Origin of the sequence: Streptomyces sp. NPDC102462, from assembly GCF_044765425.1 — a bacterium.
GTDB lineage: Bacteria > Actinomycetota > Actinomycetes > Streptomycetales > Streptomycetaceae > Streptomyces.
Genome location: NZ_JBIWKB010000029.1, coordinates 62,770 through 89,159, shown reverse-complemented (window position 1 = coordinate 89,159; position 26,390 = coordinate 62,770). Strand labels below are relative to the sequence as shown.

Sequence of the window (26,390 nt, the reverse complement as noted above, 5' to 3'; positions counted from 1 at the left end):
GCTCGGCACCGGTATGCGGATAGCCACCGAACCTGTGCGGTTTCCCCGCACCCCGGACCCTGCGGTTTTCCGCAGGGTCCGGGGTGCCCCGGGCGCGGAACTGGCAGCAAGGTGCCAGCGGAACGGCGAGTGTTGGACACCCCGATTCCGGCCTGGTTAGCCTCGCATCCGTTCCGTCAAGTCCCTTGTCAGAGAAAGGACTTGACTCACCAACCATCCGGACGAACGGCGTGCCCATGCAGCTGGAAGGCGCCCCCGTCACCGAACTCGTCGTGGCACCGGTGACGATCACTCCGACGAAGCCGCTCACCCCGACCCATGTCAAGGGCCTGCTGTGGACCGACGTGCTGGTCAAGGCGAGCGCCCGGGCCGGCGGGGTGCGGCTGGTCTGGAACAACCGCATGGCCACCGTGACCACCCAGGCGGCAGCCTTCTGGCACCACCTCGACCTGACCGAGCCGCACACCGACTGGAGCCGCGAGTCGGAGACGGCGATCGGCGAGCGGTACGTCCGCTTCCACGCCGAACGCCGGACGGCCGACCTCCGTGCGGTGGGCGCCCGCCTGGCCCGCGCCGACAAGGACGGCTGGATCCACCCGGCCGGGCGCCGCATGCTGGACGTGTGGCGGGCCCAGCTGGATCTGCTGGGCGTCGGCGAACTCGGTCTCGCAGCCGACCGGCCGCTCGCCACCACGGCCGAGACCCTGCTCGACATCCTCGCCGCGCGGGGCCTGCTGATCGACCATCGCCGCTACGGCGGCCCCGTCCATCTCGACGGCCCCCGTTGGGGCCTGCCGCTGCGGCAGCTCGTCGGCGCCCACGGGCACCCCAACTACCTGCTGCCGATCCTGCGCGAACTGGTCCCGATGATCGGCCCGGGACGACACTTCCTGCTGGTCCACGACGACGGCATCACCGCCGACTACCTGCTCCTCGAGCGTGTCCTGGCCGAGTTCGGCGCCCGCACCGCACGGCTCGCCCTGAGCAGGGTGCCCGTGGGCGGGACGGTCCGCTCCAGCCGGTACGGCGGCTGGCGGGGCGCGACGCTCGGCGACCTGGCGGCCGCCTCGGGCTCGGCGGACCGGGCCGCCTACCGGCTCGGCATGCGGCTGTACTTCGTCGGGACCCTGCACCGGCGCTCCGCCCAGCCGTTCCGGATGCGGCTGCTGCGCCGCTGCGTGGGGCGCGCCGCCCGGCTGCTCGGCCGGGCGGCGGCCGACGGCCGGGAACCGGCCGGGCGGGACATCCGGGACCCGCTGTCCCGGCTCAGGACCCCGCAAGGGTACGTCGACCCCTACCGGCTGACGGTGTCCCTGCTCGGCCGGCCCGTCGGCCCGCCGGCCCCCGAGCTACGGGCGATCTACACATGAGCACCCCCGCGGCCGTACGGCCGTCCGATGCCGAGGCACTGGCCTCGGCGGCCCGGGCGCGGCTGAGCGCGGTCCGCGCGGGGCTCCCGGGCGACGGCCCGGCCCCGCACGGGCTGACCGCCGTCGTCGTCGTGGACGACTTCGACCCGGCGGCGTTCGTCGCGGGCGCGACCGCGTTCGCCCTGGGGCTCCCGGCAGGGCCGCGGGAGGGCTGGTACCGCGCCTTCACTCGCACCGTGTTCCTCGCCGGCCGGCCCGGCAGCGTGGCCGCCCGGCACGCGCACACCTACCTCGCTCCCGGCGGCGGCCTCGCCTGGTACGGGCCGGCCCCGCGCCGCGAACTGTCCGCCCTGTCCCGGCTGTTGCGTGCCTTCCAGGGCCCGGCCCCGGTCGACGCGCCCGCCGGGCCGCTCACCGTGCCCGTCCCGGGGCGGCCCTCCGGACACCGCGTGGACATGACGGTGGCCACCGGCGGGGTCGGCAGCGACGCCTACCTGGTGCATGTGCACCATCTGATCGCCGAGGCGGTGCTGCGCGGCCTGGTCCGGCCCGGCGACACCCTCCGCGTGGAACACCGGCGCGCCCTCGACCCCGCGGACTTCCGTGCCGCCCTCGCCCCAGACCGCGCCGCCACGGTCCAGACCCGGATCGGTCACGGCGGCACCGGCCCCGACCTGCTGCGCCTGTACGGCGTGCTCACATCGAACCGCGACCGAGGAGGCCACTGAATGGAGGCCGCACGCGTACGGGCGGAACACCGCCGGCTCCTGGAGAGCCTGGACCGTCCCGAGGAGACGCAACGCGAACTGCTCACCCGGATCCTGGAGCACAACGCCGGCACCGCGTTCGGCCGCGAGCACGGGCTGGCCGCCGTCCGCACCGTCGACGAGCTGCGCCGGGCGGTGCCGATCCGCACCCACGAGGCGCTGATGCCGTGGATCGAGCGGGCGATGGACGGCGAACCGGGTGTGCTGACCGCAGACGACCCGGTCGTCTACTTCTCCTCCAGCGGCAGCACCGGCCGCGAGAAGCACATCCCGGTGACCCGCACCTACATGCGGGAGACCTTCCTGCCCTTCTACCACGCCGCCTTCGCCTCCCTGCTGGGGACGCTGCCCGAGGTGGCGACCGTGCCGAACGGCGTGCTGAACCTGTGGCAGGACCCGACCGCGCCCACGGCCCGCACCGACAGGGGCCAGCCGCACATCGGCTCCAGCCAGGTCGACTACCGGCGGTTCGGCGAGGACTCGGCCGTCGGACCGGGCAACGACGCCTCCTGGAGCCGTATCCCCGACGAACTCGCCGCCGCCGACCCGTGGGAACGCGCCTACTACAAGCTGCGGCTCGCCGCCGCGCAGGACATCCGGGTCCTCATCGGCATCAATCCCGCGATGGTCGCCGCCCTGCCCTACCAGCTGCGCACATCGTGGCCCCGGCTCGTCGAGGACATCCGGGCCGGCACGCTCGGGGGCCGGCCGCACACCTCACCCGACCCGGAACGTGCCGACGAGATCGCGCGCTACGCCAAGACGTTCGGCACGGTTCTGCCCCAGCATCTGTGGCCGCGGCTGACCGCCGTCCTCGTCTGGAACAGCGCACTCGCCTCCCTCTACCTGCCTCGCGTGCGGGAGACCTACGGTCCCGGCGTCCAGTTGTTCGCCGCGCCCATCGCGTCCTGCGAGGGCCCGGCCGCCGTACCGGTCGACCGGCACCCCAGCGGCGCGCCGCTCTATCTGCCGGGCTGCGTCTACGAGTTCGTCCCGGCCGACGGTCCGCTGTCCGCCGACAGCGAGACGCTGCTGCCCACCGAACTGGAGGAGGGCCGCGACTACCACCTCGTGTTCAGCCACATCGGCGGGCTGTACCGGTGCGCCGTCACGGACGTGGTCCGGGTCGTCGGCCGGATCGGGCGCACTCCGCGCGTCGAGTACGCCGGGCGGGGCATCGTCCGGTCCGCCGCCGGCGAACGGCTCACCGAGGCCATGGCGGTCCGCGCCCTGGGCGCGGCCTGCCACGACACCGGGGCGGAGATCCGCAACGCCACCTTCCGGCTGCCTCCCGGGCGGCCCGGGCATCCGGGCCGGTACCAGGTCGCCGTCGCCTTCGCGGGCCCTCCGGTGCCGGACCTGGCCGACGCCCTCGACGCCCGGCTGGCGCAGCACTGCCCCGGCTACGGGACCGGCCGCCGGTCCGGGCGGATCGCCCCCGTCGAGGTGATCACCGTGCACGAGGACGCTTTCCTGCGGGAGTGGGAGCGCACCGTGCGGGGCGGACAGCGCCCGCCCCGCGTCAAGGACCGGGTCTTCCTGCCCTCCGACGACGCCTGGGAGCGGCTGGTGGCCACCGGGCCGGGGGCCGCCTGATGCCGACGCCGAGCCACGAGACGAGGGACGCATGAACGACGTCATCCCGGGCCGCGGACAGTACTCCGAGGAAGCCCGCAGGCAGCGGCTGCACTGGCTGCGGGAGCGCAGCGGCACCGCGCTCGCCTCGCTGGAGAGCACCGCGCTCCGCGCCGAGAACCTGGTCGGCAACGTGGAGAACTTCGTCGGCTCCGTGGAGGTGCCGGTGGGCCTCGCCGGTCCGCTGCTGTTCGTCGGGGACGCCGCCCGCGACAGCATCGTCGCCCCGCTCGCCACCACCGAGGGCGCGCTGGTGGCCTCCGCGTCCCGGGGCGCCCGGGCGCTGACGGCGTCCGGCGGGGTGACGACGAAGGTGCTGTCGCAGCGGATGACCCGGGCGCCCGTGCTCGAATTCGCCGACCTCGCCGCCGCGCACCGGTTCACGGGCTGGCTGCGAGAGCGGCACGGCCGACTGCAGGAGCAGGTCGGCCGGGTGTCCCGGCACACCCGGCTGATCGATGTCGAGCCGTACCAGATCGGCCGCTATCTGCATCTGCGCTGTGTGTTCGAGACCGCCGACGCCGCCGGGCAGAACATGACGACGGCGGCCACCTGGCAGATCCTGCGCTGGCTGACCGACGCCGTCGCCGGCGAGGACGGCCCGCGCCCGTTGAACACGCTGCTGGAGGGCAACCTCAGCGGCGACAAGAAGACGGCCGTCGGCTCCCTGCTGGCCGGGCGCGGCACCCGGGTGACCGCGGAATGCCGGCTGCGCCGCGACGCGGTGACCGACATCCTGAAGACCACGCCGGAGGCCATGGTCAAGAGCCATGTGGCGACGGTCCTCGGGGCCCAGCAGTCCGGCATGGTCGGCTACGGAGTGAACGCGGCGAACATCGTCGCGGCCCTGTTCCTCGCCACGGGCCAGGACGCGGCCTGTGTCCACGAGTCGGGCGTGTCGATCTTCTCCATGGAGACGGTCGGCGACGACCTCGTCGCCACGCTGCTGCTGCCCAACCTGGTCGTGGGCACCGTCGGCGGCGGCACAGCGCTGCCGCACCAGCGCGATCTGCTCACCCTGCTGGGCTGCGCGGGCGCGGGCGGGGCACGCCGGTTCGCCGAGATCGTCGCCGGGTTCGCCCTCGCCCTCGACGTGTCGACCATGGCGGCCGTGGTCAGCGGCCAGTTCGCGGCGGCGCACCAGCGCCTCGGCCGGGCCCGCCGCGTCGACTGGCTCCAGCCGGGCGACCTGGACGCGGCCCTGCTGCAGCCGCTGCTCGCGCAGGGCACCGGCGACTCCCGACTGCACGTCACCCGGGTGGCCCCGGGGCCCCGGCTGTACGGCGACGGCATCTCCAGCGAGCTGGGCGCGCTGGCCGAGCGGCGCAAGCTGACCGGGCTGTACCCGCTGAGCGTCGGCTGGAGCTCCGCCGACGGGTCCACCGGCGCCGAACTGGTGGCGAAGGTCAAGTCACGCGGGGACGAGATCGTCGGCGGCATCGCGAAGCTGCTGTCGCTCTGCGGGCCGGAACCGGCCGCGGCGTGGCGGCGTTGGGGCGCCGACACCGTGTTCGCCGACGCACACCGCCGCGAACTGGCGGTGTACCGGCGCCCGGAGCCCGCCCTCAGGGAACTGCTGCCACGCTGCTACGGCCTCCTGGAGGACGACGAGCGCGAGGCGTACGTCATCCTCATGGAACGGCTCCGCGACGACGGCGGGCCGTGGCACGCCGGCCGGATCGAGGACGCGCTGCGTGCGGTCGGCGCCGTCCACGGGCACTGGCTCGGCCGTGACCAGGAGATCCTGGCCGAGGGCTGGCTGCACCATGTGCCCGAACCCGCACAGCTGGCGAAGGCGCGGGAGCTGTGGGCGGCGCTGGTGCGCCATGCCGCGGCGGAGCTGCCCGAGCTGCTGGACCCCGGCTGCCGGGACGTTCTGCTCGACGTCGTCGAGAGCGCCGACCACTGGACACAGGAACTGCATGCGGTGCCCCGCACACTGGTCCACAACGACTTCAACCCGCGCAACCTCGCGGTGCGGGACGGACGCGCGGTGGCGTACGACTGGGAGCTGGCCACCGTCGGCCCGCCCCAGCGCGACGCCGTGGAGCTGCTGGCGTTCACCGCCGGCCCGCGGGTCACGGCGGCCGAGGTGGACCGGTTCCTCGACGTGCACGCGCGGGCGGTGGCTTCGGCGTCGCCCCGGGCGGCGCGGCTCGTCGCCGACTGCGACTGGCGGCGCGGACACCGGCTGGCGCTGCGGGAGTTCCTGATGGCCCGTCTGTCGCTGTACGCGGCCGGGCACACCCAGCGCGAGTTCACGTTCCTGCCCGGGGTCGTGGCCACCGCCTTCCGGTTGTGGCACCTCGAAGAGACCCGGGGCGGTGGGTGAGATGCGCGTCGCCCTGGTCGGCATCGACGGGACCGGAAAGACCACGGTGCTGCGCCGGCTCCGCGAACGGGACAGCGTGCGGGTCGTGCACGCCGTACGGGGACACGAGGATCCGGACAGCCCGTACGCCGGGCTGTCCGCGGCGCTCGCCGGTGCCTCGTCCGCGGCGGACGAAGTGGGCCGGGTCCAGCTCAAGGTCTGCGTCCTGTATCTCCAGCTGTGCCTGTTCGGCCCGGCGGAACGGCAGGCGGCGGCCGACGGCCGGACCGTGCTCGCCGACCGGCACCCGCTCGTCGACCCGCTGGTCTACCTGCCGCTGTTCGCCCGCGCCGGGCGGAACACCGTGCCCGGCACCGATGTCGACGCGTGGTGGCGCAGGCAGGATCCGGACGCCGCCCGGGCGGTGCGCGACTGGCTGCGCACCCGCACGGGGGACACGGACCCCTGGGCGACGGGCACGGAGGTGCTGCGCTGGGGCACCCTGCCCCCGCACGACCTGTTCGAGACCCTTGCCCGCCGGTTCGACGTCACCCTCCCGGACGGCGTCCTCCTCCTCGACCTGCCCGTGTCCGAGGCCCTGCGCCGCACCAGGGAACGCGCCCGCGGCGGCGAACTCCACGAGACCGCGGCCTTCCTCTCGGCGACCCGGCAGCGCTACGACGCCGTACTGGACGGGCTCTCCCGAACCCACCCGGACACGGCGATACGACGCCTCCCCTGCACCGGCTGCTCCGTGGACCAGTTGGCCGCTCAGGTGCATGACACCGTCGCGGCCTGGTCCAGGGCATCACCTGCCTGACCGGACACCGTCATAATGGCCCGGTGACGTTCCCTTCCCCCCACTCCGCGTCCGTGCAACGGCGGCCGGTCGTCGTCGTGGGCGCCGGGCCCGCCGGGCTCACCGTCGGCGGCATCCTGCGGGCCGCCGCCGTCGACTGCGTGGTCCTGGAGACCGAGAGCAGGGAGTTCATCGAGACGCGGCCGCGAGCGGGCGTCATCGAGGAGTGGGCGGTGCGCGAACTCGACCGGCGCGGGCTCGCGGCCGGTCTGCCGGGGCGGGCGCAGGCGCACGACACGTGCGAGTTCCGCTTCGGCGGCGAACGCCACCGGCTCCGCTACCACGAGCTGACGGGTCGTCATCATTATGTGTATCCGCAGCCGTTGCTGGTGACGGACCTGGTGCGCGAGTACGCCGACGTCCGCGGCGGCGACATCCGCTTCGGTGTCCGGGAGGTACGCCTGCACGACCTGGAGACGGATCGCCCCTCGGTGTCGTACCTGTGCCCCGAGACGGGTGAACGCCGGGTGATCCGGTGCGACTTCGTCGCCGGGTGCGACGGCGCGCGCGGGGTGTCCCGTCAGGCGGTGCCCGCCTCGCGGGCGGCACTCGCGCGGCACGACCACGGCATCGGCTGGCTGGCGCTGCTGGCCGAGGCGCCGCCGTCCGCCGACTGCGTGGTGTTCGGCGTCCATCCGCGCGGGTTCGCCGGGCACATGGCCCGCGGCCCCGGGGTCACCCGCTACTACCTCCAGTGCCCGCCCGGCGACGACCCGGAGAACTGGCCGCACGAACGGGTCTGGGCCGAGTTGCGGCAGCGGCTCGGTGCGGCGGGGGCGCCCGCGCTCACGGAGGGCCGGCTGATCGAGAAGCGCGTGCTGGACATGCACGACTACGTGGTCTCGTCCATGGAGTTCGGGCGGCTCTTCCTCGCGGGCGACGCGGCCCATCTCACCGCGCCGATCGCGGCGAAGGGCATGAACCTGGCGCTGCACGACGCCTTCCTGCTGGGCGACGCGCTCGTCGCGCGCGTCACCGGGGGCGACGGTGCGGGCCTGGCCGGATATTCGACGGCGTGCCTGCGGCGGGCGTGGGACTACCAGGAATTCTCGCAGTGGCTGTCCGGCGTCTACCACGGTCCGGCGTCGGGTGACCCATACCAGGCGGCCACCAGCCTGGCCCGGCTGCGCCGGCTGTTCACCTCCCCGGCCGCCGCGAGGGCGTTCGCCGAGCAGTACCTGGGCGCGGGCGACGCGTACTGACCGCGTGTGCCGGCCGGTAGCGGCCCGCGGCCGACCGTCCGGCTCAACTCCCTTGTCCGGGGCGGGTTTCGGTGAGCCGGTGGTCCGCCACGTCCAGGGCCTCGGCCACCAGCCGGCGCAGATGGTCGTGGCGCAGCGAGTAGACCACCCGGCGGCCCTCCTTGCGCGTGTTCACCAGGCCGGCGAGCCGCAGCCGGGCCAGGTGCTGGCTCACGGCCGGCCGGGCCGCGCCGCAGGCCTCGGTGAGCGTGCCGACGTCGGCCTCACCGGCCGTGAGGGCGTGCAGCAGGGCGAGGCGGGTGCGGTCGCCGAGCAGGGCGAGCAGATCGGCCGCGACCGCGAACTGCTCCTCGCCGGGGGTGCGCGGGTGCGCATGCTGCGCAGGTGATAGGTGCATGCGTGCGCTCATACGCACATAATGGCGGCGTGGGCGTCGTGCGTCCACTCCCGCGCACCGGAAGGGGATCCACGTGAGCGACCGGCACCGGCACGACCACGGGCACCACGACCACGGGCACGCGGACGGTCACGGGCACGCGCACGGCGGCGAGCGGGGGCGCGGCCACGAGCAGGCGCACCGGTACGGCCCCGCGCCCGACCACGGCCCCGGCCATGAACGCCGGCACGGGCACGAATACGGCCACGACCACGGCCGTGCGCGGTCCCGGCCGGTTTCCGGCCTGCGGCACCGCCTCGGTCATCTCCTCACCCCGCACTCCCACGACAGCGCCGACAAGCTCGACGCGGCCCTGGAGACCTCGGCCCGCGGCATGCGGGCGCTGTGGGTCTCCCTGGCCGTGCTGGGTGCGACCGCGCTCGCGCAGGCCGTGGTGGTGGTCGCGTCCGGATCGGTGGCGCTGCTCGGCGACACCACGCACAACGCGGCGGACGCGCTGACGGCCGTGCCGCTCGGCATCGCGTTCCTGCTCGGCCGCCGCGCGGCGAACCGGCGCTTCACCTACGGCTACGGCCGCGCCGAGGACCTGGCGGGCATCGCCATCGTGCTGACCATCACGGCGTCCGCGGCCTTCGCGGCGTGGACGGCGCTGGACCGGCTCCTCGACCCGCGCCCGGTGCAGCATCTGCCGGCGGTGGCCGTGGCCGCGCTGGTCGGCTGCGCGGGCAACGAGTGGGTGGCCCGCTACCGGATCCGGGTGGGGCGGGCGATCGGCTCCGCCGCGCTCGTCGCCGACGGCCTGCACGCCCGCACCGACGGCTTCACCTCACTGGCCGTGCTGGTGGGCGCCGCCGGGTCCGCGCTGGGCTGGCAACTGGCCGACCCACTGGTGGGGTTGGCGATCACCGCCGCCATCGCGCTGGTCCTGCGGGACGCCGCGCGCGAGGTGTTCCGGCGGGTGCTGGACGCCGTCGACCCGGCGCTGGTGGACCGGGCCGAGCATGCGCTGCGCGCGGTGCCGGGGGTGCACGGAGTGGGTGAGGTGCGGCTGCGCTGGATCGGCCATCGGCTGCGGGCGGAGGTGGCGATCGTGGTGGACGGCGACGCGACGGTACGGCGGGCGCACGCGATCGCGGTCGACGCCGAACACGCCCTGCTGCACGCCGTGCCGCGGCTGACCGCCGCCCTGGTGCACGCCGATCCGGCGTCCGCGCCCGGCGAGGCGGACCCGCACCGGGCGCTGGCGCACCACATGACCGCCTGAGGTCAGGCGACGCCCAGCCCCTCCAGGACCACCGCGCCCGGCAGTTCGGCGAACGCCTTGCCCGGCACCAGCAGTTTGCCGCGCCGGCGTCCGCTGCCGACCAGGACGTAGGGCAGGTCGACGACGGCGGAGTCCACCAGCACCGGCCAGCCGGCGGGCAGTCCGATGGGGGTGATGCCGCCGTACTCCATGCCGGTCTGCCCGGTGGCCGTGTCCATCGAGGCGAACGAGGCCTTGCGCGCGCCCAGTTGGCGGCGGACCACGCCGTTGACGTCGACCCGGGTGGTGGACAGCACGACGCACGCCGCGAGGGTCGTCTCACCGGCCCGCTTGCCCGCGACGACCACGCAGTTCGCGGACCGCTGAAGCAGGTCGCGACCGTAGTGCTCCACGAAGACGGCGGTGTCCGCCCACTCGGGCACGGTGTCGACGTACAGGATCTGGTCGGCGGGTACGCTGCCCGGCCAGTGGCGCACGGCGTCGGCGACCGGGGCGATCAGCTCGTCGAGGCGGTCCGGAGCGGGGGCGGCGGTGTCGAAGTCTCCGATGGGTGCGCGCATGTCCGCACGCTAACAGGCGCCCGCCGGGCCTCAGCGCACGGGCGGTACGGAGACGGTCATCACCATCTCCATCGGGACGTCGCCGGTGTTGCCGTACGTGTGCGCCGTGCCGGCGTCGAAGGACGCGCTCGCGCCGGCCGGGACGCGGTGCTCGACGCCGTCCACGGTGAGCGTCAGTTCGCCCGCCGTGACATGGACGAGTTCCACCGTGCCGGCGGGGTGCGGGTCGGAGGGGCTGCTCTCCCCCGGCATCAGCCGCCAGTCCCACATCTCCAGCGGGCCGGGGGCCTCGGCGCCCGCTAGCAGCCGGTTGTAGCTGCCGGCGTCGGTGTGCCAGAGCCGTACGGCCCGCTCCGCGGGGACGATCCGGACCGTGGGGCCCTGCGCGTAGTCGAGCAGGGTGGTGATGCTGACGCCGAGGGCGTCGCCGATCTTGACGACAGTGCCGAGGCTGGGGTTGGTGCGGGCCTGCTCGATCTGGATGAGCATGCCGCGGCTGACCCCGGCCCGGGCGGCCAGCGCGTCCAGGGTGAAGCCGCGCTCGGTGCGCCAGCGCTTGACGTTGCGCGCGAGGGACTGGGTCAGCAGATCGAGGTCCGACACGATACGTCCACTACTACGGTCCAATATTTCAAATGTCACAGTTTACTTGACTGAACTACGACTGCACTACGGCGCGATGCACCCGGGCGTTCACCGAACTGTACTGCCCGTCCGTCCGCGTGCCCGCCCAGGGCGGGTCAGCCGTCGGCCTCCAGTTCGGCGAGCCGGGTCACGGCCTCCTCGTCGAGGTCGGCCAGCGCGAGCAGTTGCTCCGGTGTCACGCCGTCCGGGATCGGCACCGGGGCGGGTGTGCGCAGCGGGGGCTGCCAGCCGTCGTCGGGTGTCCAGCGCCGCACCACCCGTGCCGGGGCACCGGCCACCACCGCGTGGTCGGGCACCGTGCCGCGGACCACCGCGCCGGCCGCCACGACCACGTTCCGGCCGATCCGCGCGCCCGGCAGGATCACCGCTCCGGCGCCGATCCAGCATCCGGGCCCGATCCGCACCGGCTCCATCCGCGGCCACTGCCGGCCGATGGGCTGGTGCGGGTCGTCGTACGAGTGGTTGGTGGACGTCACGTACACATACGGTCCGAAGTAGCAGTCGCTGCCGATGGTGACCGTCGTGTCGGCGATGACATGGCTGCCGCGGCCGAGGACGACCCCGTCGCCGATGCGCAGGATCGGTTCGGGGCCGAGGTCGAGGTCGGGCATCAGGCCCGCGGTCAGGGTGACCTGCTCGCCGATGATGCAGTGGGCGCCGAGACGGATCCAGGGTTCACCGAAGACCGTGCCGAGCGGGAAGGCGAGCCTGGTACCCGTTCCCATCGCGCCGAAGCGCAGCCGGCCCGGGTGCTCGGCGGTGACGGACCCCGCGCGCTGCGCCCAGGCCCAGCCCGCGTGGACGACTCGCTGGGCGAGGCGGCGCCGCCAGGACGAGAACGTGTTCTTGGGCTTCGGCACCCGCTCACGGTACTCAGCGGGCGCCGCGGCCATGAGACCGCATCGCTGTGATCTTCGCCCCACCGGATGGCGTACGGTGCCGGTGTGATTCCCTCGGCGGGCCGTGTGCTCGCCCCGGCGGACGAAACGGTGGACGCAGATGACGCACAGGGCGCTGATCGTGGGCATCGGCGGCAGGGAGCCCCGGATCGACTCGGGGGCGTTCGTGGCCCCGACCGCCTCGGTGATCGGCGATGTGACGCTGCACGCGGGCGCGAGCGTCTGGTACGGCGCGGTGCTGCGCGGCGACGTCGAGCGGATCACGGTGGGGGCGAGCGCGAACGTCCAGGACAACGTCACGCTGCACGCCGACCCCGGCTTCCCGGTCAGTGTCGGCGAGCGGGTCTCCATCGGCCACAACGCCGTGGTGCACGGGGCGACGGTGCGGGACGACTGCCTGATCGGCATGGGCGCGACCGTGCTGAACGGGGCGGTGATCGGGGCCGGTTCACTGGTCGCGGCGCAGGCACTGGTGCCGCAGGGGATGACGGTCCCGCCGGGTTCGCTGGTCGCCGGTGTGCCCGCCAAGGTGAGGCGGGAACTCACCGACGAGGAGCAGCAGGGCCTGACGCTGAACGGCACCCTGTACGCGGAGCTGGCCAGGACGCACCGCGCGGTGCACGAGTAGCCGGGGTCAGTCGCGGACGGGCACCGGCTCCGACTCGGTCCGGGACTCCTGCGCCTTCTTCGCCTTGCGGCGGAGCACCAGCATCGAGGTCAGGCCGATCAGGACCGCCGCCACCAGGCCCAGCCAGGAGAACCGCTTCAGCCAGTCCTCGGCGACCACGCCGACGTAGTAGATGACCGCGGTGGTGCCGCCCGCCCAGCAGATGCCGCCGAGGACGTTGGCGATCAGGAACTTCCAGTACGGCATGTGCAGGACGCCGGCGAGCGGGCCGGCGAAGATGCGCAGCAGGGCGACGAAGCGGCCGAAGAACACCGCCCACATGCCCCACTTCTCGAAGGACCGCTCCGCGGTGGCGATGTGCCCCTCGCTGAAGTGCTTGGGGAACTTCTTGCCGAGCCAGGCGAGCAGCGGACGCCCGCCCTTGCGGCCGATGGCGTAGCCGATGGAGTCGCCGACGACGGCGCCGAGGGTCGCACAGGCGCCGAGGATCACCGGGTTGATGCCCGAGTGCTGCGAGGAGAGCAGCGCCGCCGACACCAGGACGATCTCGCCCGGCAGCGGGATGCCCAGGCTCTCCAGACCGATGATCAGGGCCACCACGGCGTAGACGGCCACCGCGGGCACGGTGTCGAGCCATTCCTGGACGTGCAACGCCGGTTCCTTCCCTGTCGGGTCCTGCACCACCGGGCGGCTGTGACGGCACGCCCCTGTGCAGGCTACCCGTTCACCGGGGCGCGGGCGCACGGACCGGTCCGCGGCACCGTCCCGCCGACGGCCCTTCGGCTCTCGGACATCCGCGTGTCACACGGAACGGGAAGGCTCCCCGCGGTTTCCCCGCCTCGCACCCTCAGGCCGCCGCCGCGCGGCCCGATGCGGAAGGACGACGTACCCCGTGTCCTCAGTCCCCACGCTCCCGTCCGCAGCCTCCCCACTCCAGCCGGAAGCACCCCCGCGCCCGCCCGACGCGCGCACGCCCGAACGGCCCATGCCGGACGCCCTCACACCCGAACCACCTGCGCCCGCCGCGCCCGGGCCGGCCGCAGCGGCGACCGCCGTGAGCGCGGCGACCGCTGTGGCCGATGCGCCCGCGGTGACCGCCGTGCCCGCCGCCGCGTCCACGCCCCGGCCCGAGCCGCCCGCGTGCATGGCCGACGCGCCCGGGCGCCCGGTGCCGTTCATGGCGGCCCGCCCGATCCGGCTCGTGCTGTGCCTGAGCCCCCTCCTGCTGGCCGGGATCTGGGGGCTGACCAATCGGCCCCTGCTGTACGAGGGTGCCGCCCGGCTGGCCGCGGCCGACCCGGGGTGGCTGCTGGCCGGGCTCGGCTTCACCTGCCTGGGCTGGGTGGCGGCCTCCTGCGTCCGCCAGGGCGCCCTCCCCGACCGGTTGCCGCCCGGACTGCTGCTGGCCTCGCAGTTCGCCGCCGGTGCCGCCAACCACGCGCTGCCCGCGGGCCTCGGCGCGCACGCCGTCACCCTGCGCTTCCTGCGGGGCCGCGGCATACCGCTGGACCGGGCCACGGCCTCGCTCGCCCTGTACTCGCTGGTGAAGCCCGTCGCCAAGACGCTGGTGCTGCTGACGCTGCTGCTGGCCTCGCCCGCCGGACGCAGGCTCGGCGACCTGGTGCCCGACGGACGCACCCTGGTCGCGGTGATCGCCGTCGTGGGCACCTGCGCCGCCGTCGCGGTCCTGCTCGTCACGGTCGTACGTCCGCTGCGCCGCCCGGTGACCGGCCTGCTGCGCACCGCGCTCGCCGACGCGCGGGTGCTGCACACCCGGCCCTGCCGGGTCCTCGCGCTGTGGGGCGGGGCCGCGGCGATGCCGCTGTCGCAGGCGTGCGTGCTCGCGTCGGTGGGGGCCGCGCTCGGGCTGCCGGTGCCATGGACGCACGTGGTCGTGGCGTACCTGGCCGCGGGCACCGCCGTGGGGGCGGTGCCCGCGCCGGGCGGCGTCGCGGTGGACGCCGCGGTGGTCTTCACGCTGGTGGCCTTCGACGCCCCGCTCGCCCTGGCCACGGCGACCGTCATCGGGTTCCGCGTGCTCATGGACTGGCTGCCGCTGCTGCCCGGCGCCCTGGTGCTGTCGGCACTGATCCGCGCCAAGGTGCTGTGAACACGGCCGGGGAACACCCCGCGGCCGGCGTCCCGGTTCGGTACGGCCCTGACGAGGTCCGGTGACCGAATCGTGTCCGGCGCCGCACTAGGGTTACTGCCCATGTGGCCAGGACAGCAGCCGCCAGGGGGCGAGCAGAATCCGCAGGACAACCCGTATCAGCAGCCGGGTTACCAACAACCCAACCCGTACCAGCAACCCGGCTACCAGCAGCCCAACCCGTATGCGCAGCAGTCGCAGTGGGGCACGCCCGCACCCGTCGGAGCGCCCCAGGCGCAGCCGCCGCAGGGTGGGGGCGGCGGGAACCGGACGAAGCTCGTCGCGATCGTGGCGGCGACGGCGGTGGTCGTCGCGGCCGGCGTGACCGGATTCCTGGTGCTGGGCGGCGACAAGGACGACAAGGCGGACGGCGGCGCGGACAAGAGGTCCGGCCAGTCGTCCTCGGCTGACCCGACGGCGAGCGAGTCGTCCGAGGAGCCCAATCCGCGCACCACCGAGACCGAGAAGCCGCTGGTGGCGGGCTGGAAAGTGGTCGTCAACCCCAAGTGGGGCACGGCCTTCGACGTGCCCGCCGACTGGGAGCTCGACTCCCCGGGCACCTCGATCGGCTTCGAGGACCGCAAGTCCCCCGACGCCAAGCCGCTGATCATGATGTCGGCGCCGGCCGAGTACAAGTCGAAGTGGTGCACCTCCGACGACGACATGGACGGCAAGACCGACGACACCCCGCTGGCCGTGGCGGGCACCAAGGGCGAGAGCGGCGCCAAGAGCCCCGGCGACGCGGCGATCCGGGGCGTGCCCTGGTGGGTCTACGGCGGCTATACGCAGCCGGACAAGAAGAGCATCACCTACGACAAGAAGGCCACGGACTACACCACCAAGACGGGCGTCAAGGGCGCCTACGCCTGGGCGCGTTCGACCGGCAACCCCCGTACCGGCAAGTGCGCGAGCGACGGCAAGGCGATCACGTTCGCCTTCCGGAACTCGGCGGACGACATCGTGTCCTTCAACCTCTACGCCGCCAAGGGCGTGGACGGGGAGCTGGACACGGAGACCGTCATGAAGATCCTCAGCACGGTGCGGGTGCACGGCGAGCCGACGGGGTCCTGAACGGGGCGGTCCTTGGCTCGGCGGTCCTGAGCGGGCGGGTCCGTGACCGTCGTGTCCGGCCCGGCCCGGTCCGGTCCGGTCCGCGCCTCAGCCGATGCCGAACGCTCCCTCGGGCGGCTCGGGCGACGGCACGGCCTCCGCGTCCGGGACCGGTCGGGCCGTGCCGATGAACTCCCGTAGCGCGGGGCCGTGTTCGACCCGGGCCGGGAAGACGTCGGAGGCGGTGCGGCGGGCCAGTGCCGCCGTGTCCAGGGGCCGGTGCGCGGCGACGAGCACCGCGTTGCCGAACCGTCGGCCCCGCAGCACCCCCGGCTCGGCGATCAGCACCAGCTCCTCGAACACGGCCGCGAACGTGGCGAGTTGGGAGCGGAGAAAATCGAAGGGCGCGGCGTCGGCGAGATTGGCCAGATAGACGCCGCCCGTCCGCAGCACGCGTTCGGCCTCGTGGGCGTAGCCGAGCGAGGTGAGGTGCGCGGGGACCCGGGAGCCGCCGAAGACGTCGGCGATCAGCACGTCCGCCGTGTCGTCGGCGGCGGATTCCAGCCAGGCTCGGGCGTCGGCGGGGTGCAGGGCGATGCCGGCGCCGTCCGGGACCGGCAGCCGCTCGGTGACCAGGGCCAGCAGCGCCCCATCGGCCTCCACGACATCCTGCCGCGAGCCCGGCCGGGTCGCCGCCACATAGCGGGGCAGGGTGAGGGCGCCCCCGCCGAGATGGAGCACGTCCAGCGGCCGGCCCGGCTCCGCCACGACGTCCAGCACATACCCGAGGCGGCGGGCGTACTCGAACTCCAGGTGCGTCGGCTCGTCCAGGTCGACGTACGACTGCGGCGCCCCGTCGACCGTGAGCAGCCAGGCCCGCGCCCGGTCGACGTCCGGCATCAACTTCGCCGTACCGTGATCGGTGGCACGGACAACGGGTATGGCTTCACTCACTCCCCCATTGTGCCGGTACGCCCTTCCCACGCCCGCCCCAGGCCGACCTCCCGCACGGCCCTGTGGACCCGCGGCCTCCCACACGGACCCCCTGGCCGGCTTCCCGCACGCACATCGGGGCCCGGCATCTCGCACGGATTCGGGGCCCGACCTCCCACACGGCCACGATGGAGCCGACCTCCCACACAGACCTCCGGGTTGTCTTCCCGCGCAGGCATGTGGCCCCGGCCTCCGCACGGACCGCGGGCCCGGCGCCCCGCGCCGAGCCGCCCGCGCGCGAGCCCCGGCCGGCCGCCGCAGCGACGGCACGCTGCCGACCGGGCCGGGGCCCCCTGGCACCGGCGGGCATCGCACCGACCGCCGCGCCCCGCAACCGCGTGACACGCACCCGCACGCCGACGAGGGCCCGCCCGGCACGGAACCACGCCGCCCTCGCCGCAGCCCCGGACGCGTCACCGTGCCCGGAACCGCACCGAGCCGTCAGCCGACCGTCCGACCGCCCCAGCCAGAGCGACGGCGAGGTGCCAATCGGACCGGGACCGCCCGGCACCAACGACATCGCACCGACCGCCGCACCCCGCACGGCACGCCGACGAGGGCCCGCCCGGCACGGAACCACGCCGCCCTCGCCACGGACCGGCCGCGGCCCCGGACGCGCCACCGTGCCCGGGACCGCGGCGGGGCGTCAGGTGACCGATGTCACCGTGCCCGCGCCGATCGTCCGGCCGCCCTCGCGGATGGCGAATCCGAGCCCCGGCTCCAGCGGGACCGCGCGGCCCAGTTCCACCGTCATGGTGACGGTGTCCCCGGGACGCGCGACCGCCGTCGCGCCGAGGTCGACGTCCCCGACCACATCCGCGGTGCGGATGTAGAACTGCGGCCGGTAGCCCGTCGACACCGGCGTCGTCCGCCCGCCCTCACGAGCGGAAAGGACGTACACCCGCGCGGCGAAGCGACGGCTCGGCGCGACGCTGCCGGACGCCGCCACGACGTGCCCGCGCCGCACCGCGTCCCGCGGCACCCCGCGCAGCAGCAGCGCCACGTTGTCCCCGGCCTGCGCCTCCCGCATCGGCTTGCCGAAGGTCTCCAGACCGGTGACCACCGTCTCAAGACCGGCGCCGGGCACCTCGACCCGGTCGCCGACGTGGACGGTGCCGCGCTCCACCGCGCCGGTGACCACGGTGCCCCGGCCGGTGATGGTCAGCACGTTCTCCACGGGCAGCAGGAACGGCGCGTCGAGGTACCGCTCCGGCACCGGCACATAGGTGTCCACCGCGTCCAGCAGCGCCTCGACGGCGGCGGTCCAGCGCGGGTCCCCGTCCAGGGCCTTGAGCCCGGAGACCCGTACGACGGGTACGGAGTCGCCGGGATAGCCCTGCGCGGTGAGCAGTTCGCGGACCTCCAGCTCCACCAGGTCGGTCAGCTCCTCGTCGCCCGCGTCGGCCTTGTTGAGGGCGACGACGATGTGGTCGACGCCCACCTGCCGGGCGAGCAGCACGTGCTCGGCGGTCTGCGGCATGATCCCGTCGACCGCGGAGACGACGAGGATCGCCCCGTCGAGCTGCGCGGCGCCCGTGACCATGTTCTTGATGTAGTCGGCATGGCCCGGCATGTCGACGTGCGCGTAGTGCCGGGCGTCGGTCTCGTACTCGACGTGCGCGATGTTGATGGTGATGCCGCGCGCGGCCTCCTCCGGGGCCCGGTCGATGCGGTCGAACGGCACGTACCGGGTGCCGCCGCCGGTGCCGCGCTCGGCAAGGACCTTGGTGATGGCGGCGGTCAGGGTGGTCTTGCCGTGGTCGACGTGGCCCATCGTGCCGATGTTCAGGTGCGGTTTGGTGCGCACGTATGCCGTCTTGGGCATGGCTGTACCTCGAAGCCTCGTGACTGGTGTGGGGACCCCTGAGAGGCACCGACCCTCCCCCTGCGGGGTCCGCCGGACGATCCGGAGAGGGTCAGCTTCGGGCGCCGTCGACGGCCACGACGATCGGGACGGCAGCCTTCGGGGCATCCGCGACCGCGGATGCTGCGAGGACGAAGGCGAGCCGGTACATGGCGTCGATCATCGCCGACACGGCATGCCGCGTCGAATGGTTTTCCCGCGCCGACGCGCGCGCCCGGAGGTGCCCCGGCGCGGGCCCCGCCGGCGGTTCCACGGAGCGGGCCCGCGGCGGCACGGGGGCCACGAGGTGACCGGCATACGACGGTCCGTACGTCGCTCGGACATCTTCGTCGGTTACTGTCACCGGCATGCCCGATGCCACCAACCGCTCTGGGGGCACCGCCACGGCCTCTCCCCGGGCCGCCGCCACGGAGTTGGCCGTCGCCGCCCCCACGGCGCCGGCCGGTCCGCCGCTCACACGCGCGGGCTTCGCGGCGCGCTGCACGCGCGCGTTGCTGTCGCCCTGGTCGCGGCTGTCGCTGCTCGTGACGCTGCTCGCGGCGGCCGCCGCGGCCGTGCTGCTGTTCGAGCCGCAACGACTGCTCACCCACGGCTGGCCGCCACAGCTCGGCGGATACGCCGCGGCGACCGTGTTCGCCGTCGCGTACGGGCTGTGCACGGTGCCGTTCGTGCCGCGGCCCCTGCTGAACCTGGCGGCCGGCGCCCTGTTCGGCTCCTCACTGGGGCTCGGCACGGCGCTGGCGGGCACGGTGCTGGGTGCCGCCGTCGCGTTCGGGCTCGGCCGGATGCTGGGCCAGGACGCGCTCCGCCCGCTGCTGCGCGGGCGCTGGCTGCGGGCCGCCGACGGCCAGCTCAGCAGGCACGGCTTCCGCTCGATGATGGCGGCGCGGCTGTTCCCCGGCGTGCCGTTCTGGGCGGCGAACTACTGCGCCGCCGTCTCCCGCATGGGCTGGCTGCCGTTCCTGCTCGCGACGGCGCTCGGTTCGATCCCGAACACCGCCGCGTACGTCGTGGCGGGCGCGCGTGCCTCGGCGCCGACGTCACCCGCCTTCCTGATCGCGATGGCCTGCATCGCCGTACCGGCCCTCGCGGGTGCCGTGGTGGCCTGGCGCAAGCGCCACCATCTGCGCCCGCGATGAACCGTCAGACGGCCTGAAGGACCATGGCGTTGGCGAGTCCGCCGGCCTCGCACATGGTCTGCAGTCCGTAGCGGGCGCCGCGGGCGCGCATCGCGTGCACGAGGGTCGTGGTCAGCCGGGTGCCGCTGGCGCCCAGCGGGTGGCCGAGGGCGATCGCGCCACCGTGCACGTTGACCCTGGCGGGGTCGGCGCCGGTCTCCTGCTGCCAGGCCAGGACGACACTCGCGAACGCCTCGTTGACCTCGAACAGGTCGATGTCGCCGAGAGTGAGCCCCGCTCTGCGCAGCACCTTCTCCGTGGCCGGGATGACGCCCGTGAGCATCAGCAGCGGGTCGGAGCCGGTGACGGCGAAGCTGTGCAGCCGGGCGAGCGGGCGCAGGCCGAGCCGGGCGGCGGTGTCGGCGGAGGCGATCAGGACGGCGGAGGCGCCGTCGTTGACGGGGCTGGCGTTGCCCGCGGTGACGTTCCACTCGATCTGCGGGAAGCGCTCGGCGAAGCCGGGGTCGTGGTAGGCGGGCCTGAGTCCGGCAAGGATCTCGGGCGTGCTGTCCGGCCGTACGCACTCGTCGCGGGCGACGCCGTCCAGCGGCGCGACCTCGGCGTCGAACAGCCCGTCCCGCCATGCCGCGGCGGCCCTTCGGTGGGAGGAGACGGCGAACTCGTCCATCCGCGCGCGCGTGAGGGACCACTTGGCGGCGATGAGTTCGGCGCTGATGCCCTGCGGAACAAGTCCCTCCGGGTAGCGTGCGGCGACTCCGGGTCCGAACGGGTCCTTGCCCGCGGGCACGTTCGACCACATCGGCACCCGGCTCATCGACTCGACGCCGCAGGCGACGACGAGGTCGTAGGCGCCGGACAGCACGCCCTGGGCGGCGAAGTGCACGGCCTGCTGGGACGAGCCGCACTGGCGGTCCACCGTGGTCGCCGGGACGGTCTCCGGGAAGCCGGCCGACAGCACGGCGTACCGGGTGGTGTTCATGGCCTGCTCGCCGACCTGGTCGACGGTGCCGCCGATGACGTCGTCGATCAGGGCCGGGTCGACGCCCGAGCGCTCCACCAGGGCGCGCAGGGTGTGGGCGAGGAGTTCCACGGGGTGGACGTGCGCGAGGGAGCCGTTCGGCTTGCCCTTGCCGATCGGGGTGCGTACGGCTTCGACGATGACTGCGTCACGCATGGTGCGGGCCTCCTTGGCCGCCGTTCCGTGAGCTGGGCGGCTACCGGTGGGTAGGAAATCCGAACTCACCATAACCCGGTCGATTGGAAAATCAAACCCTCACCTAGACTGGGGGTCATGGCCGCCACGAAAAACCCGCGCCCCTGCTCCATCGCCGACACGCTCGCGCTCGTCGGCGAGAAGTACTCGCTGCTGGTGCTCCGGGAGGCGTGCCTCGGCAACGGCCGCTTCGACCAGCTGGTCCGCAACATCGGGGCACCACGCGACATCCTCGCCACCCGGCTGCGGCGGCTCGTCGACGCGGGGATCCTGACCAAGCACGCCTACAGCGAGCGCCCGCTGCGCTTCGAGTACCGGCCGACGCGGGCGGGGCTCGAACTGGAGCCGGTGCTGCTGACCCTGATGGCCTGGGGCGACCGCCATCTGCACGAGGACGGCGACCGTCCCATGGTGATCGAGCACGCATGCGGGCACGAACTGGTGCCGGTCGTCACCTGCGGGGTGTGCGGGGACGCGGTGCGACACGAGGGCCTTACGGCGTATCCGCAGATGGGGGGGTGGACTGTGCGGGGGCCTGCGTAGCTTTGCGGTGGGTGGGTTGGGGTCTGTCGTTCGGGTGCGGCTGGGTTGTGGCTGAGCGCGCCGTTCCCCGCGCCCCTTTGGGGCGCCGGTTCGCTGCGGGCCGCTCGGGATTGCCGTGGTGCGACCCTCGTTCGGGTGCGGGAGCGTCGTGGCTGGGCGCGCCGTTCCCCGCGCCCCTTTGGGGCGCTGCGGCACAGCCGGGCCCGCCAGAAACCCCCCGCTCTCGCGACCATCGTTCGGGTGCGGCTGGGTTGTGGCTGAGCGCGCCGTTCCCCGCGCCCCTTTGGGGCGCTGCGTCAGGGGGTGGTCGGGGACCAGCCGGGGGTGTTGCCGTGTAGTGCCGTGTAGAAGGGGTCTCCGGGGGTGATGTCGGCCCGGCGCACGGTCGTGTCCGTGAATGCCGACTTGTACAGGGCGGTGATCAGCTCCAGGCTGGTGCGGCCGTCCGCGCCGCTGCTGCGCGGTCGCCGCCCCGCGCGCATGTCGGCGATCAGTTCCCTGAGCTGTGCCAGGTGTGAGCTGGGCACGTCCGGGCCGAAGTCCCGCCAGGCTGCGGCCTGTTCGGACGGCACGCCGGGGGCCGGGATGATGCGCCAGTCCGCGTTGCCGTGGCCGTACAGGTGGGTCAGCTCGACGGTGGCGCGTTCGCAGTCGATGCGGATGCGACTGACCTCGTCCGGGCTGAGGACGCTGTTCACGATCGTCGCGAGGGCGCCGTTCGCGAAACGGACCAGCGCGGTCGAGACGTCCTCCGTCTCCACGTCGTGGACCAGCCGGCCGGCCATCGCCCGCACGTCGCTCCACGGCCCGAGCAGATCCAGCAGCAGGTCCATCTGGTGGATGCCGTGACCCATGGCGGGGCCGCCGCCCTCGGTGTGCCAGCGGCCCCGCCAGGGCACCGCGTAGTAGGCGGCGTCCCGGAACCAGGTCGTCTGGCAGTGCGCCACCAGCGGCCGGCCGAGCGCCCGCCCGGCGAGCAGCGCGCGGACATGCCGGGCGCCGGAGCCGAACCGGTGCTGGAAGACGATCGCCGCGTACGGACCGCCGTCGGCGCCCTCCTCGGCCTCGATGGCGTCGAAGTCGGCGAGCGCGGGCACCGGCGGCTTCTCGCACCACACCCAGGCCCCGGCGCGCAGCGCGGCCACGGTCTGCGCGCGGTGCAGGGTCGGCGGGGTGCAGATCGTCACCAGGTCGGGCCGCTGCTCGGCGAGCATCCGCTCCAGGTCGGTGTAGGCCTGCGGGATGCCCGCCGCGGCACGGAACTCCTCGGCCGCGGCGGCGTCGATGTCGACGACCGCCACGACCTCCGTCTCGCCCTCCTCGGCGAGCCGGGCGAGCGCGGGCAGATGGGAACCGCGCCCGATGGCGCCGGCGCCGACGACGGCGGCCCTGATGCGCCGGCCGGTGAACGGGGACGTCGAGCTGGGCATGGGCGTGATCAGCACTCCTCCGGGACGGCGGACGCGGTGGGCTGCGCAGCCGGGGCGGCCTCGACAAGCCGCTTCAACAACCCTTTCCAGCAAGCGCTTTCCCCGCGCTGCAAGGTATGCGGCGGCCCCGCGGCCGGTCAACACCCGGTCCGCTGCCGGGAACCGGGTTCGAACCCCTGTGTCGGGCGCGTCATCCCGGGGCGCTACGCTGCCCCTCGGCACACATGATCGCCGCATTCCCCGGCTTTCCCGATCAGCACTTGGACCTCTCACCTCCATGTCTTGGTTTGAATCCCTCGTCCTCGGACTCGTCCAGGGGCTGACCGAGTTCCTTCCGGTCTCTTCCAGCGCGCACCTGCGGCTGACCGCCGCCTTCTCCGGCTGGAAGGACCCGGGCGCCGCCTTCACGGCCATCACCCAGATCGGCACCGAGGCCGCGGTGCTGATCTACTTCCGCAAGGACATCGGCCGGATCGTCGTGGCCTGGTTCCGGTCGCTGTTCGACAAGGCGATGCGGCAGGACCACGACGCCCAGATGGGCTGGCTGGTGATCATCGGCTCGATCCCGATCGGCGTGCTGGGCGTGACGCTCAAGGACCAGATCGAGGGCCCGTTCCGCGATCTGCGGATCACGGCGACCATGCTGATCGTCGTCGGCCTCGTCATAGGCTTCGCGGACCGGCTCGCGGCCCGCGACGAGAAGGGCGGCCGGCACCGCGCCCCCAAGCAACGCAAGTCCCTGGAGAACCTGGGCGTCCGGGACGGCCTGATCTACGGCCTGTGCCAGGCCTGCGCCCTCATCCCCGGAGTCTCCCGCTCCGGCGCCACGATCAGTGGCGGCCTGTTCATGGGCTACCGGCGCGAGGCGGCGGCCCGGTACTCGTTCCTGCTCGCCATTCCGGCCGTCCTCGCCTCCGGGATGTTCGAGGTGAAGGACGCGATGAGCAGCGGCCACGTCGCGTGGGGTCCGACGCTCTTCGCGACGGTGATCGCCTTCGCCTCCGGCTACGCGGTGATCGCCTGGTTCATGAAGTTCATCTCGTCGAAGAGCTTCATGCCGTTCGTCTACTACCGGGTCGCGCTCGGCATCGTCATCATCGCCCTGGTGACGGCGGGGGTGCTCAGCCCGCACGCGGCCGAGTCGGCGGGCTGACCGTCCGGGCCACCGGCCGCGCCCGTGACCGACTCCATACGGTCTCCGTAGCGGTGCGGTAGCGCAGTGTCAGTGCTTGGCCCTAGGCTTGTCCGCATGTCCCCCGATTCCCTACCCCCTGGTTCCCTGCGGTCTGCCGCCGAGGTGAACGAACAGATCCGGGCCCTGTGGCTGCGTGCGGGTGGATCCCTGTCGGCCCAGGAGCGCGCGGAGTACGAGTTGCTGGTGGTCGAGTGGGCCGAGGCGATCCGCGGCGAGATCATCGAGGCGGCCTGACCTTCCGGGCGGACAGGGGACCCGCGGGCGCGCTCCGCCCGCCCTGGCGCGCCGCGCCCGCCGGGAGGTCGCCGGGCCCGGCGGCCGGTCCCTACCGGCCGCCCGCCACCCGCAGCACCGCGCCGGTGGTGTACGAGGCATCCGCGGACATCAGCCAGGCGATCGCGGCGGCGATCTCCTCCGCCCGGCCGGGCCGGCGCAGCGGGATCGTGGCGGCCATGCGGTGCGCGCGGTCCGGATCGCCCATCGCCGCGTGCATCTCCGTGTCGATCGCGCCGGGGGCGACCGCGTTGACGCGGACGCCGTCCGGGCCGAGTTCCTTCGCCAGGCCGAGGGTGAGGGTGTCGACGGCGGCCTTGGTCGCCGCGTAGTGGACGTACTCCCCGGGGCTGCCCAGCGTGGCGGCCCCGGACGAGACGTTCACGATCACGCCGTTGCCCCGGGCCGCCATGAGACGGGCGGCCCGACGCGAGCACAGCAGCGTGCCGAGGAGATTGACCTCGACGACCCGGCGCAGATCGGCGGTGTCCGTGTCGGCCAGCCGTCCCAGGGGGCCGCTCACCCCGGCGTTGTTCACCAGACCGGTGACGGGGCCGAGCCGTTCCTCCGCCGTGTCGAACAGCCGCTCCACGTCGGCCTCCACGGCCGTGTCCACGCGCACGGTCACGCAGCGGCCCCCCGCCGCGCGCACCCCGTCCGCGACCGACTCGGCCGCCGCCGCGTCCCGGACGTAGCCGACGACCAGGTCGTGACCGTCCGCGGCGAGCCGCAGACAGGTCGCGGCGCCGATCCCCCGGCTGCCGCCGGTGACGACCGTGACGGGGCGTGTCATGGGGACCTCCAGGTGATGTGCGCGCTCGAAGATCACTCACTCTACGACCGCCCGGAACCACGCCCCGCATCCCGCCGGGCGATCTCGGCAGGTGACGGTCGTTCGCCGGGCCGAGGCACTGACAGCGGCGTGGGATCGGTTCGGCGAGGTCATGTGGCGCAGCCGTTCACCCTGGGCGGCATGATCGCGTCGCGGTGAGCGGCCGGCCGGGCGTCAGGTCCACCACCGGCCCCGAGGGCCGCCGCGTCACGGCGGTCCGGCCCCGGTGACCGCGCCGTACGGACGGCACGCCGGTCGGCCGATGTGCTTAGGCCAGATGCCCGTGTGCGGATGCGTAGGGGGTTCGTTCCGCCACAAGATCCTGATCATGCGGACATCAACTGTTACCCGGCCCTTCTTGCGGCCGATGCGACGCGGCGGTGCGCGCCACGCCATACCCGCGGCCCTCGCCTGCGGCGTCCTGCTGGCGGCGACCACGGCCTGCGGTGACACCGCGGACCGGGCCTACCCGGGCGGTGCCCCGGGTATCAACAACCCGGCGTCGTCCGGCTCCCCGCGCCCAGCGGTGGGCATACGCCCCCCGGGCCTCGGAGACCGGATGTGGAAGCAGGTGCCGGCCGACACCCGTCAGCTCGTGGTGGTCTACGGCGACAGCCGGGATTCGCCCGACAGTCTCGTCGTCCTCTACGAGAAGCGGGGCACGGCCTGGGACGCCACGGGCAGTTGGCGCGGGCACAACGGCCGGATGGGCTGGACGACGGAGCATCGCTTGGACGACGAGCGCAGCCCCGTCGGTGTGTTCACGCTGACCGACGCGGGCGGCGCGCTGTCGGATCCGGGCAGCCGGCTCGAGTACTGGCACGACGACAACGCCTTCGCCCCCACGATCAGCGATGACGAAGCCCACGCCCATGACTTCGACTACGTCATAGCGATCAACTACAACCGGCTCAAGGGCGCCCCGCCGTACGACTGGAACCGGCCCGAAGGGGTGGAGAAGGGCGGCGGCATATGGCTGCACCTGGACCACGGTGACGGTACGTCGGCCTGCGTGACCGTTCCCGAGTCCGGGATGAAGACCCTGCTGCGCACCCTCGATCCGGCCCGCCACCCCGTCGTGGTGATGGGGGACCGCGACCGCCTCAAGAGCTGAAGCCCGCTCCGAGGGCGGGCGCACCAGTCAGGACCCGGTCCGCAGCGGCAGACCCGAG

Annotated in this window: 25 protein-coding genes; 15 read left to right on the top strand and 10 right to left on the bottom strand. The window is 73.7% G+C overall.

Annotation, left to right across the window (positions count from 1 at the left end):
- Positions 1 to 236 precede the first annotated feature (236 nt).
- From ACIRFL_RS24600 to ACIRFL_RS24575, 6 genes are read left to right on the top strand one after another with little or no spacing between them, the layout of a single operon-like run.
- A complete protein-coding gene (locus tag ACIRFL_RS24600) occupies positions 237 to 1,370 on the top strand; it encodes a hypothetical protein (RefSeq protein WP_404032118.1) in 1,134 nt (377 codons plus the stop codon).
- Positions 1,367 to 2,098, top strand: a complete 732-nt coding sequence (locus tag ACIRFL_RS24595) for a DUF6182 family protein (protein WP_404032116.1) — start codon at positions 1,367 to 1,369, stop codon at positions 2,096 to 2,098. The genes ACIRFL_RS24600 and ACIRFL_RS24595 overlap by 4 nt, the downstream gene beginning before the upstream one ends.
- The gene (locus ACIRFL_RS24590; protein WP_404032113.1) at positions 2,099 to 3,733 is read left to right on the top strand and encodes a GH3 auxin-responsive promoter family protein; all 1,635 of its coding nucleotides are present in this window, start codon (positions 2,099 to 2,101) and stop codon (positions 3,731 to 3,733) included. It abuts the gene before it with no gap.
- Positions 3,734 to 3,764: 31 nt separating this feature from the next.
- On the top strand, positions 3,765 to 6,104 hold the full coding sequence (locus ACIRFL_RS24585) for a hypothetical protein (RefSeq protein ID WP_404032110.1): 2,340 nt from the start codon (positions 3,765 to 3,767) through the stop codon (positions 6,102 to 6,104).
- Positions 6,097 to 6,903: a hypothetical protein gene (locus ACIRFL_RS24580; RefSeq protein WP_404032108.1), complete on the top strand. Its 807-nt coding sequence runs from the start codon at positions 6,097 to 6,099 to the stop codon at positions 6,901 to 6,903. The genes ACIRFL_RS24585 and ACIRFL_RS24580 overlap by 8 nt, the downstream gene beginning before the upstream one ends.
- Positions 6,904 to 6,926: 23 nt before the next feature.
- Complete coding sequence (locus tag ACIRFL_RS24575) at positions 6,927 to 8,144, top strand: 4-hydroxybenzoate 3-monooxygenase (RefSeq protein ID WP_404032105.1); 1,218 nt, start codon at positions 6,927 to 6,929, stop codon at positions 8,142 to 8,144.
- A 43-nt stretch (positions 8,145 to 8,187) separates the two neighbouring features.
- Here the strand turns inward: ACIRFL_RS24575 and ACIRFL_RS24570 are convergent, their stop codons facing one another.
- Positions 8,188 to 8,541 carry an ArsR/SmtB family transcription factor gene (locus ACIRFL_RS24570; RefSeq protein WP_404032102.1) on the bottom strand — a complete coding sequence of 118 codons (354 nt, stop codon included), beginning with the start codon at positions 8,539 to 8,541 and terminating at the stop codon, positions 8,188 to 8,190.
- A 73-nt stretch (positions 8,542 to 8,614) separates the two neighbouring features.
- On the opposite strand from ACIRFL_RS24570, the gene ACIRFL_RS24565 reads away from it, so the two are divergent.
- Positions 8,615 to 9,805 (top strand): cation diffusion facilitator family transporter, encoded by a 1,191-nt coding sequence (locus ACIRFL_RS24565; RefSeq protein ID WP_404032099.1) that lies wholly within the window; start codon positions 8,615 to 8,617, stop codon positions 9,803 to 9,805.
- 2 nt (positions 9,806 to 9,807) lie between these two features.
- On the opposite strand, the gene ACIRFL_RS24560 is transcribed toward ACIRFL_RS24565, so the two are convergent.
- From ACIRFL_RS24560 to ACIRFL_RS24550, 3 genes are all read right to left on the bottom strand, one after another.
- Complete coding sequence (locus ACIRFL_RS24560) at positions 9,808 to 10,365, bottom strand: YbaK/EbsC family protein (protein ID WP_404032096.1); 558 nt, start codon at positions 10,363 to 10,365, stop codon at positions 9,808 to 9,810.
- A gap of 30 nt (positions 10,366 to 10,395) precedes the next feature.
- Positions 10,396 to 10,968, bottom strand: coding sequence for an XRE family transcriptional regulator (locus tag ACIRFL_RS24555; protein ID WP_404032093.1), 573 nt, complete (start codon positions 10,966 to 10,968; stop codon positions 10,396 to 10,398).
- 137 nt (positions 10,969 to 11,105) lie between these two features.
- Positions 11,106 to 11,870: an acyltransferase gene (locus ACIRFL_RS24550; protein ID WP_404032090.1), complete on the bottom strand. Its 765-nt coding sequence runs from the start codon at positions 11,868 to 11,870 to the stop codon at positions 11,106 to 11,108.
- A 139-nt stretch (positions 11,871 to 12,009) separates the two neighbouring features.
- Between ACIRFL_RS24550 and ACIRFL_RS24545 the strand changes: the two genes are divergently transcribed.
- Positions 12,010 to 12,537 (top strand): gamma carbonic anhydrase family protein, encoded by a 528-nt coding sequence (locus ACIRFL_RS24545; RefSeq protein ID WP_404032087.1) that lies wholly within the window; start codon positions 12,010 to 12,012, stop codon positions 12,535 to 12,537.
- 6 nt (positions 12,538 to 12,543) lie between these two features.
- Here the strand turns inward: ACIRFL_RS24545 and ACIRFL_RS24540 are convergent, their stop codons facing one another.
- Complete coding sequence (locus ACIRFL_RS24540) at positions 12,544 to 13,188, bottom strand: DedA family protein (RefSeq protein WP_404032084.1); 645 nt, start codon at positions 13,186 to 13,188, stop codon at positions 12,544 to 12,546.
- Between the two features lie 334 nt (positions 13,189 to 13,522).
- Here ACIRFL_RS24540 and ACIRFL_RS24535 point away from each other — a divergent pair, with 334 nt between their 5' ends.
- On the top strand, positions 13,523 to 14,647 hold the full coding sequence (locus ACIRFL_RS24535; protein ID WP_404032081.1) for a YbhN family protein: 1,125 nt from the start codon (positions 13,523 to 13,525) through the stop codon (positions 14,645 to 14,647).
- 102 nt (positions 14,648 to 14,749) lie between these two features.
- The gene (locus ACIRFL_RS24530; RefSeq protein ID WP_404032078.1) at positions 14,750 to 15,757 is read left to right on the top strand and encodes a hypothetical protein; all 1,008 of its coding nucleotides are present in this window, start codon (positions 14,750 to 14,752) and stop codon (positions 15,755 to 15,757) included.
- A gap of 87 nt (positions 15,758 to 15,844) precedes the next feature.
- On the opposite strand, the gene ACIRFL_RS24525 is transcribed toward ACIRFL_RS24530, so the two are convergent.
- The gene (locus tag ACIRFL_RS24525; RefSeq protein ID WP_404032075.1) at positions 15,845 to 16,690 is read right to left on the bottom strand and encodes a spermidine synthase; all 846 of its coding nucleotides are present in this window, start codon (positions 16,688 to 16,690) and stop codon (positions 15,845 to 15,847) included.
- A gap of 685 nt (positions 16,691 to 17,375) precedes the next feature.
- On the bottom strand, positions 17,376 to 18,554 hold the full coding sequence (tuf, locus tag ACIRFL_RS24520; protein WP_404032072.1) for an elongation factor Tu: 1,179 nt from the start codon (positions 18,552 to 18,554) through the stop codon (positions 17,376 to 17,378).
- A gap of 386 nt (positions 18,555 to 18,940) precedes the next feature.
- Between tuf and ACIRFL_RS24515 the strand changes: the two genes are divergently transcribed.
- Positions 18,941 to 19,732 carry a TVP38/TMEM64 family protein gene (locus tag ACIRFL_RS24515; RefSeq protein WP_404032069.1) on the top strand — a complete coding sequence of 264 codons (792 nt, stop codon included), beginning with the start codon at positions 18,941 to 18,943 and terminating at the stop codon, positions 19,730 to 19,732.
- Between the two features lie 4 nt (positions 19,733 to 19,736).
- On the opposite strand, the gene ACIRFL_RS24510 is transcribed toward ACIRFL_RS24515, so the two are convergent.
- Entirely contained in the window at positions 19,737 to 20,906 is a 1,170-nt protein-coding gene (locus tag ACIRFL_RS24510; protein ID WP_404032066.1) for a thiolase family protein, read from the bottom strand.
- A gap of 117 nt (positions 20,907 to 21,023) precedes the next feature.
- Here ACIRFL_RS24510 and ACIRFL_RS24505 point away from each other — a divergent pair, with 117 nt between their 5' ends.
- A complete protein-coding gene (locus tag ACIRFL_RS24505) occupies positions 21,024 to 21,488 on the top strand; it encodes a winged helix-turn-helix transcriptional regulator (RefSeq protein ID WP_404032063.1) in 465 nt (154 codons plus the stop codon).
- A gap of 296 nt (positions 21,489 to 21,784) precedes the next feature.
- Here the strand turns inward: ACIRFL_RS24505 and ACIRFL_RS24500 are convergent, their stop codons facing one another.
- Positions 21,785 to 22,918, bottom strand: coding sequence for a Gfo/Idh/MocA family protein (locus ACIRFL_RS24500; RefSeq protein WP_404032060.1), 1,134 nt, complete (start codon positions 22,916 to 22,918; stop codon positions 21,785 to 21,787).
- A 277-nt stretch (positions 22,919 to 23,195) separates the two neighbouring features.
- Between ACIRFL_RS24500 and ACIRFL_RS24495 the strand changes: the two genes are divergently transcribed.
- Positions 23,196 to 24,071: an undecaprenyl-diphosphate phosphatase gene (locus tag ACIRFL_RS24495; protein ID WP_404032057.1), complete on the top strand. Its 876-nt coding sequence runs from the start codon at positions 23,196 to 23,198 to the stop codon at positions 24,069 to 24,071.
- 96 nt (positions 24,072 to 24,167) lie between these two features.
- Positions 24,168 to 24,347 (top strand): hypothetical protein, encoded by a 180-nt coding sequence (locus ACIRFL_RS24490; protein ID WP_404032054.1) that lies wholly within the window; start codon positions 24,168 to 24,170, stop codon positions 24,345 to 24,347.
- Positions 24,348 to 24,438: 91 nt separating this feature from the next.
- On the opposite strand, the gene ACIRFL_RS24485 is transcribed toward ACIRFL_RS24490, so the two are convergent.
- The gene (locus ACIRFL_RS24485) at positions 24,439 to 25,179 is read right to left on the bottom strand and encodes an SDR family oxidoreductase (protein ID WP_404032051.1); all 741 of its coding nucleotides are present in this window, start codon (positions 25,177 to 25,179) and stop codon (positions 24,439 to 24,441) included.
- A 406-nt stretch (positions 25,180 to 25,585) separates the two neighbouring features.
- On the opposite strand from ACIRFL_RS24485, the gene ACIRFL_RS24480 reads away from it, so the two are divergent.
- Positions 25,586 to 26,332, top strand: coding sequence for a hypothetical protein (locus ACIRFL_RS24480; RefSeq protein WP_404032149.1), 747 nt, complete (start codon positions 25,586 to 25,588; stop codon positions 26,330 to 26,332).
- Positions 26,333 to 26,390: the final 58 nt, after the last annotated feature.

Coding starts and splice junctions, on each gene's coding strand:
- ACIRFL_RS24600 (WP_404032118.1), top strand. CDS start 237: ATGCAGCTGGAAGGCGCCCCCGTCACCGAACTCGTCGTGGCACCGGTG.
- ACIRFL_RS24595 (WP_404032116.1), top strand. CDS start 1,367: ATGAGCACCCCCGCGGCCGTACGGCCGTCCGATGCCGAGGCACTGGCC.
- ACIRFL_RS24590 (WP_404032113.1), top strand. CDS start 2,099: ATGGAGGCCGCACGCGTACGGGCGGAACACCGCCGGCTCCTGGAGAGC.
- ACIRFL_RS24585 (WP_404032110.1), top strand. CDS start 3,765: ATGAACGACGTCATCCCGGGCCGCGGACAGTACTCCGAGGAAGCCCGC.
- ACIRFL_RS24570 (WP_404032102.1), bottom strand. CDS start 8,541: ATGCACCTATCACCTGCGCAGCATGCGCACCCGCGCACCCCCGGCGAG.
- ACIRFL_RS24560 (WP_404032096.1), bottom strand. CDS start 10,365: ATGCGCGCACCCATCGGAGACTTCGACACCGCCGCCCCCGCTCCGGAC.
- ACIRFL_RS24545 (WP_404032087.1), top strand. CDS start 12,010: ATGACGCACAGGGCGCTGATCGTGGGCATCGGCGGCAGGGAGCCCCGG.
- ACIRFL_RS24535 (WP_404032081.1), top strand. CDS start 13,523: ATGCCGGACGCCCTCACACCCGAACCACCTGCGCCCGCCGCGCCCGGG.
- ACIRFL_RS24530 (WP_404032078.1), top strand. CDS start 14,750: ATGTGGCCAGGACAGCAGCCGCCAGGGGGCGAGCAGAATCCGCAGGAC.
- tuf (WP_404032072.1), bottom strand. CDS start 18,554: ATGCCCAAGACGGCATACGTGCGCACCAAACCGCACCTGAACATCGGC.
- ACIRFL_RS24515 (WP_404032069.1), top strand. CDS start 18,941: ATGCCCGATGCCACCAACCGCTCTGGGGGCACCGCCACGGCCTCTCCC.
- ACIRFL_RS24510 (WP_404032066.1), bottom strand. CDS start 20,906: ATGCGTGACGCAGTCATCGTCGAAGCCGTACGCACCCCGATCGGCAAG.
- ACIRFL_RS24505 (WP_404032063.1), top strand. CDS start 21,024: ATGGCCGCCACGAAAAACCCGCGCCCCTGCTCCATCGCCGACACGCTC.
- ACIRFL_RS24500 (WP_404032060.1), bottom strand. CDS start 22,918: ATGCCCAGCTCGACGTCCCCGTTCACCGGCCGGCGCATCAGGGCCGCC.
- ACIRFL_RS24495 (WP_404032057.1), top strand. CDS start 23,196: ATGTCTTGGTTTGAATCCCTCGTCCTCGGACTCGTCCAGGGGCTGACC.
- ACIRFL_RS24490 (WP_404032054.1), top strand. CDS start 24,168: ATGTCCCCCGATTCCCTACCCCCTGGTTCCCTGCGGTCTGCCGCCGAG.
- ACIRFL_RS24485 (WP_404032051.1), bottom strand. CDS start 25,179: ATGACACGCCCCGTCACGGTCGTCACCGGCGGCAGCCGGGGGATCGGC.
- ACIRFL_RS24480 (WP_404032149.1), top strand. CDS start 25,586: ATGCGACGCGGCGGTGCGCGCCACGCCATACCCGCGGCCCTCGCCTGC.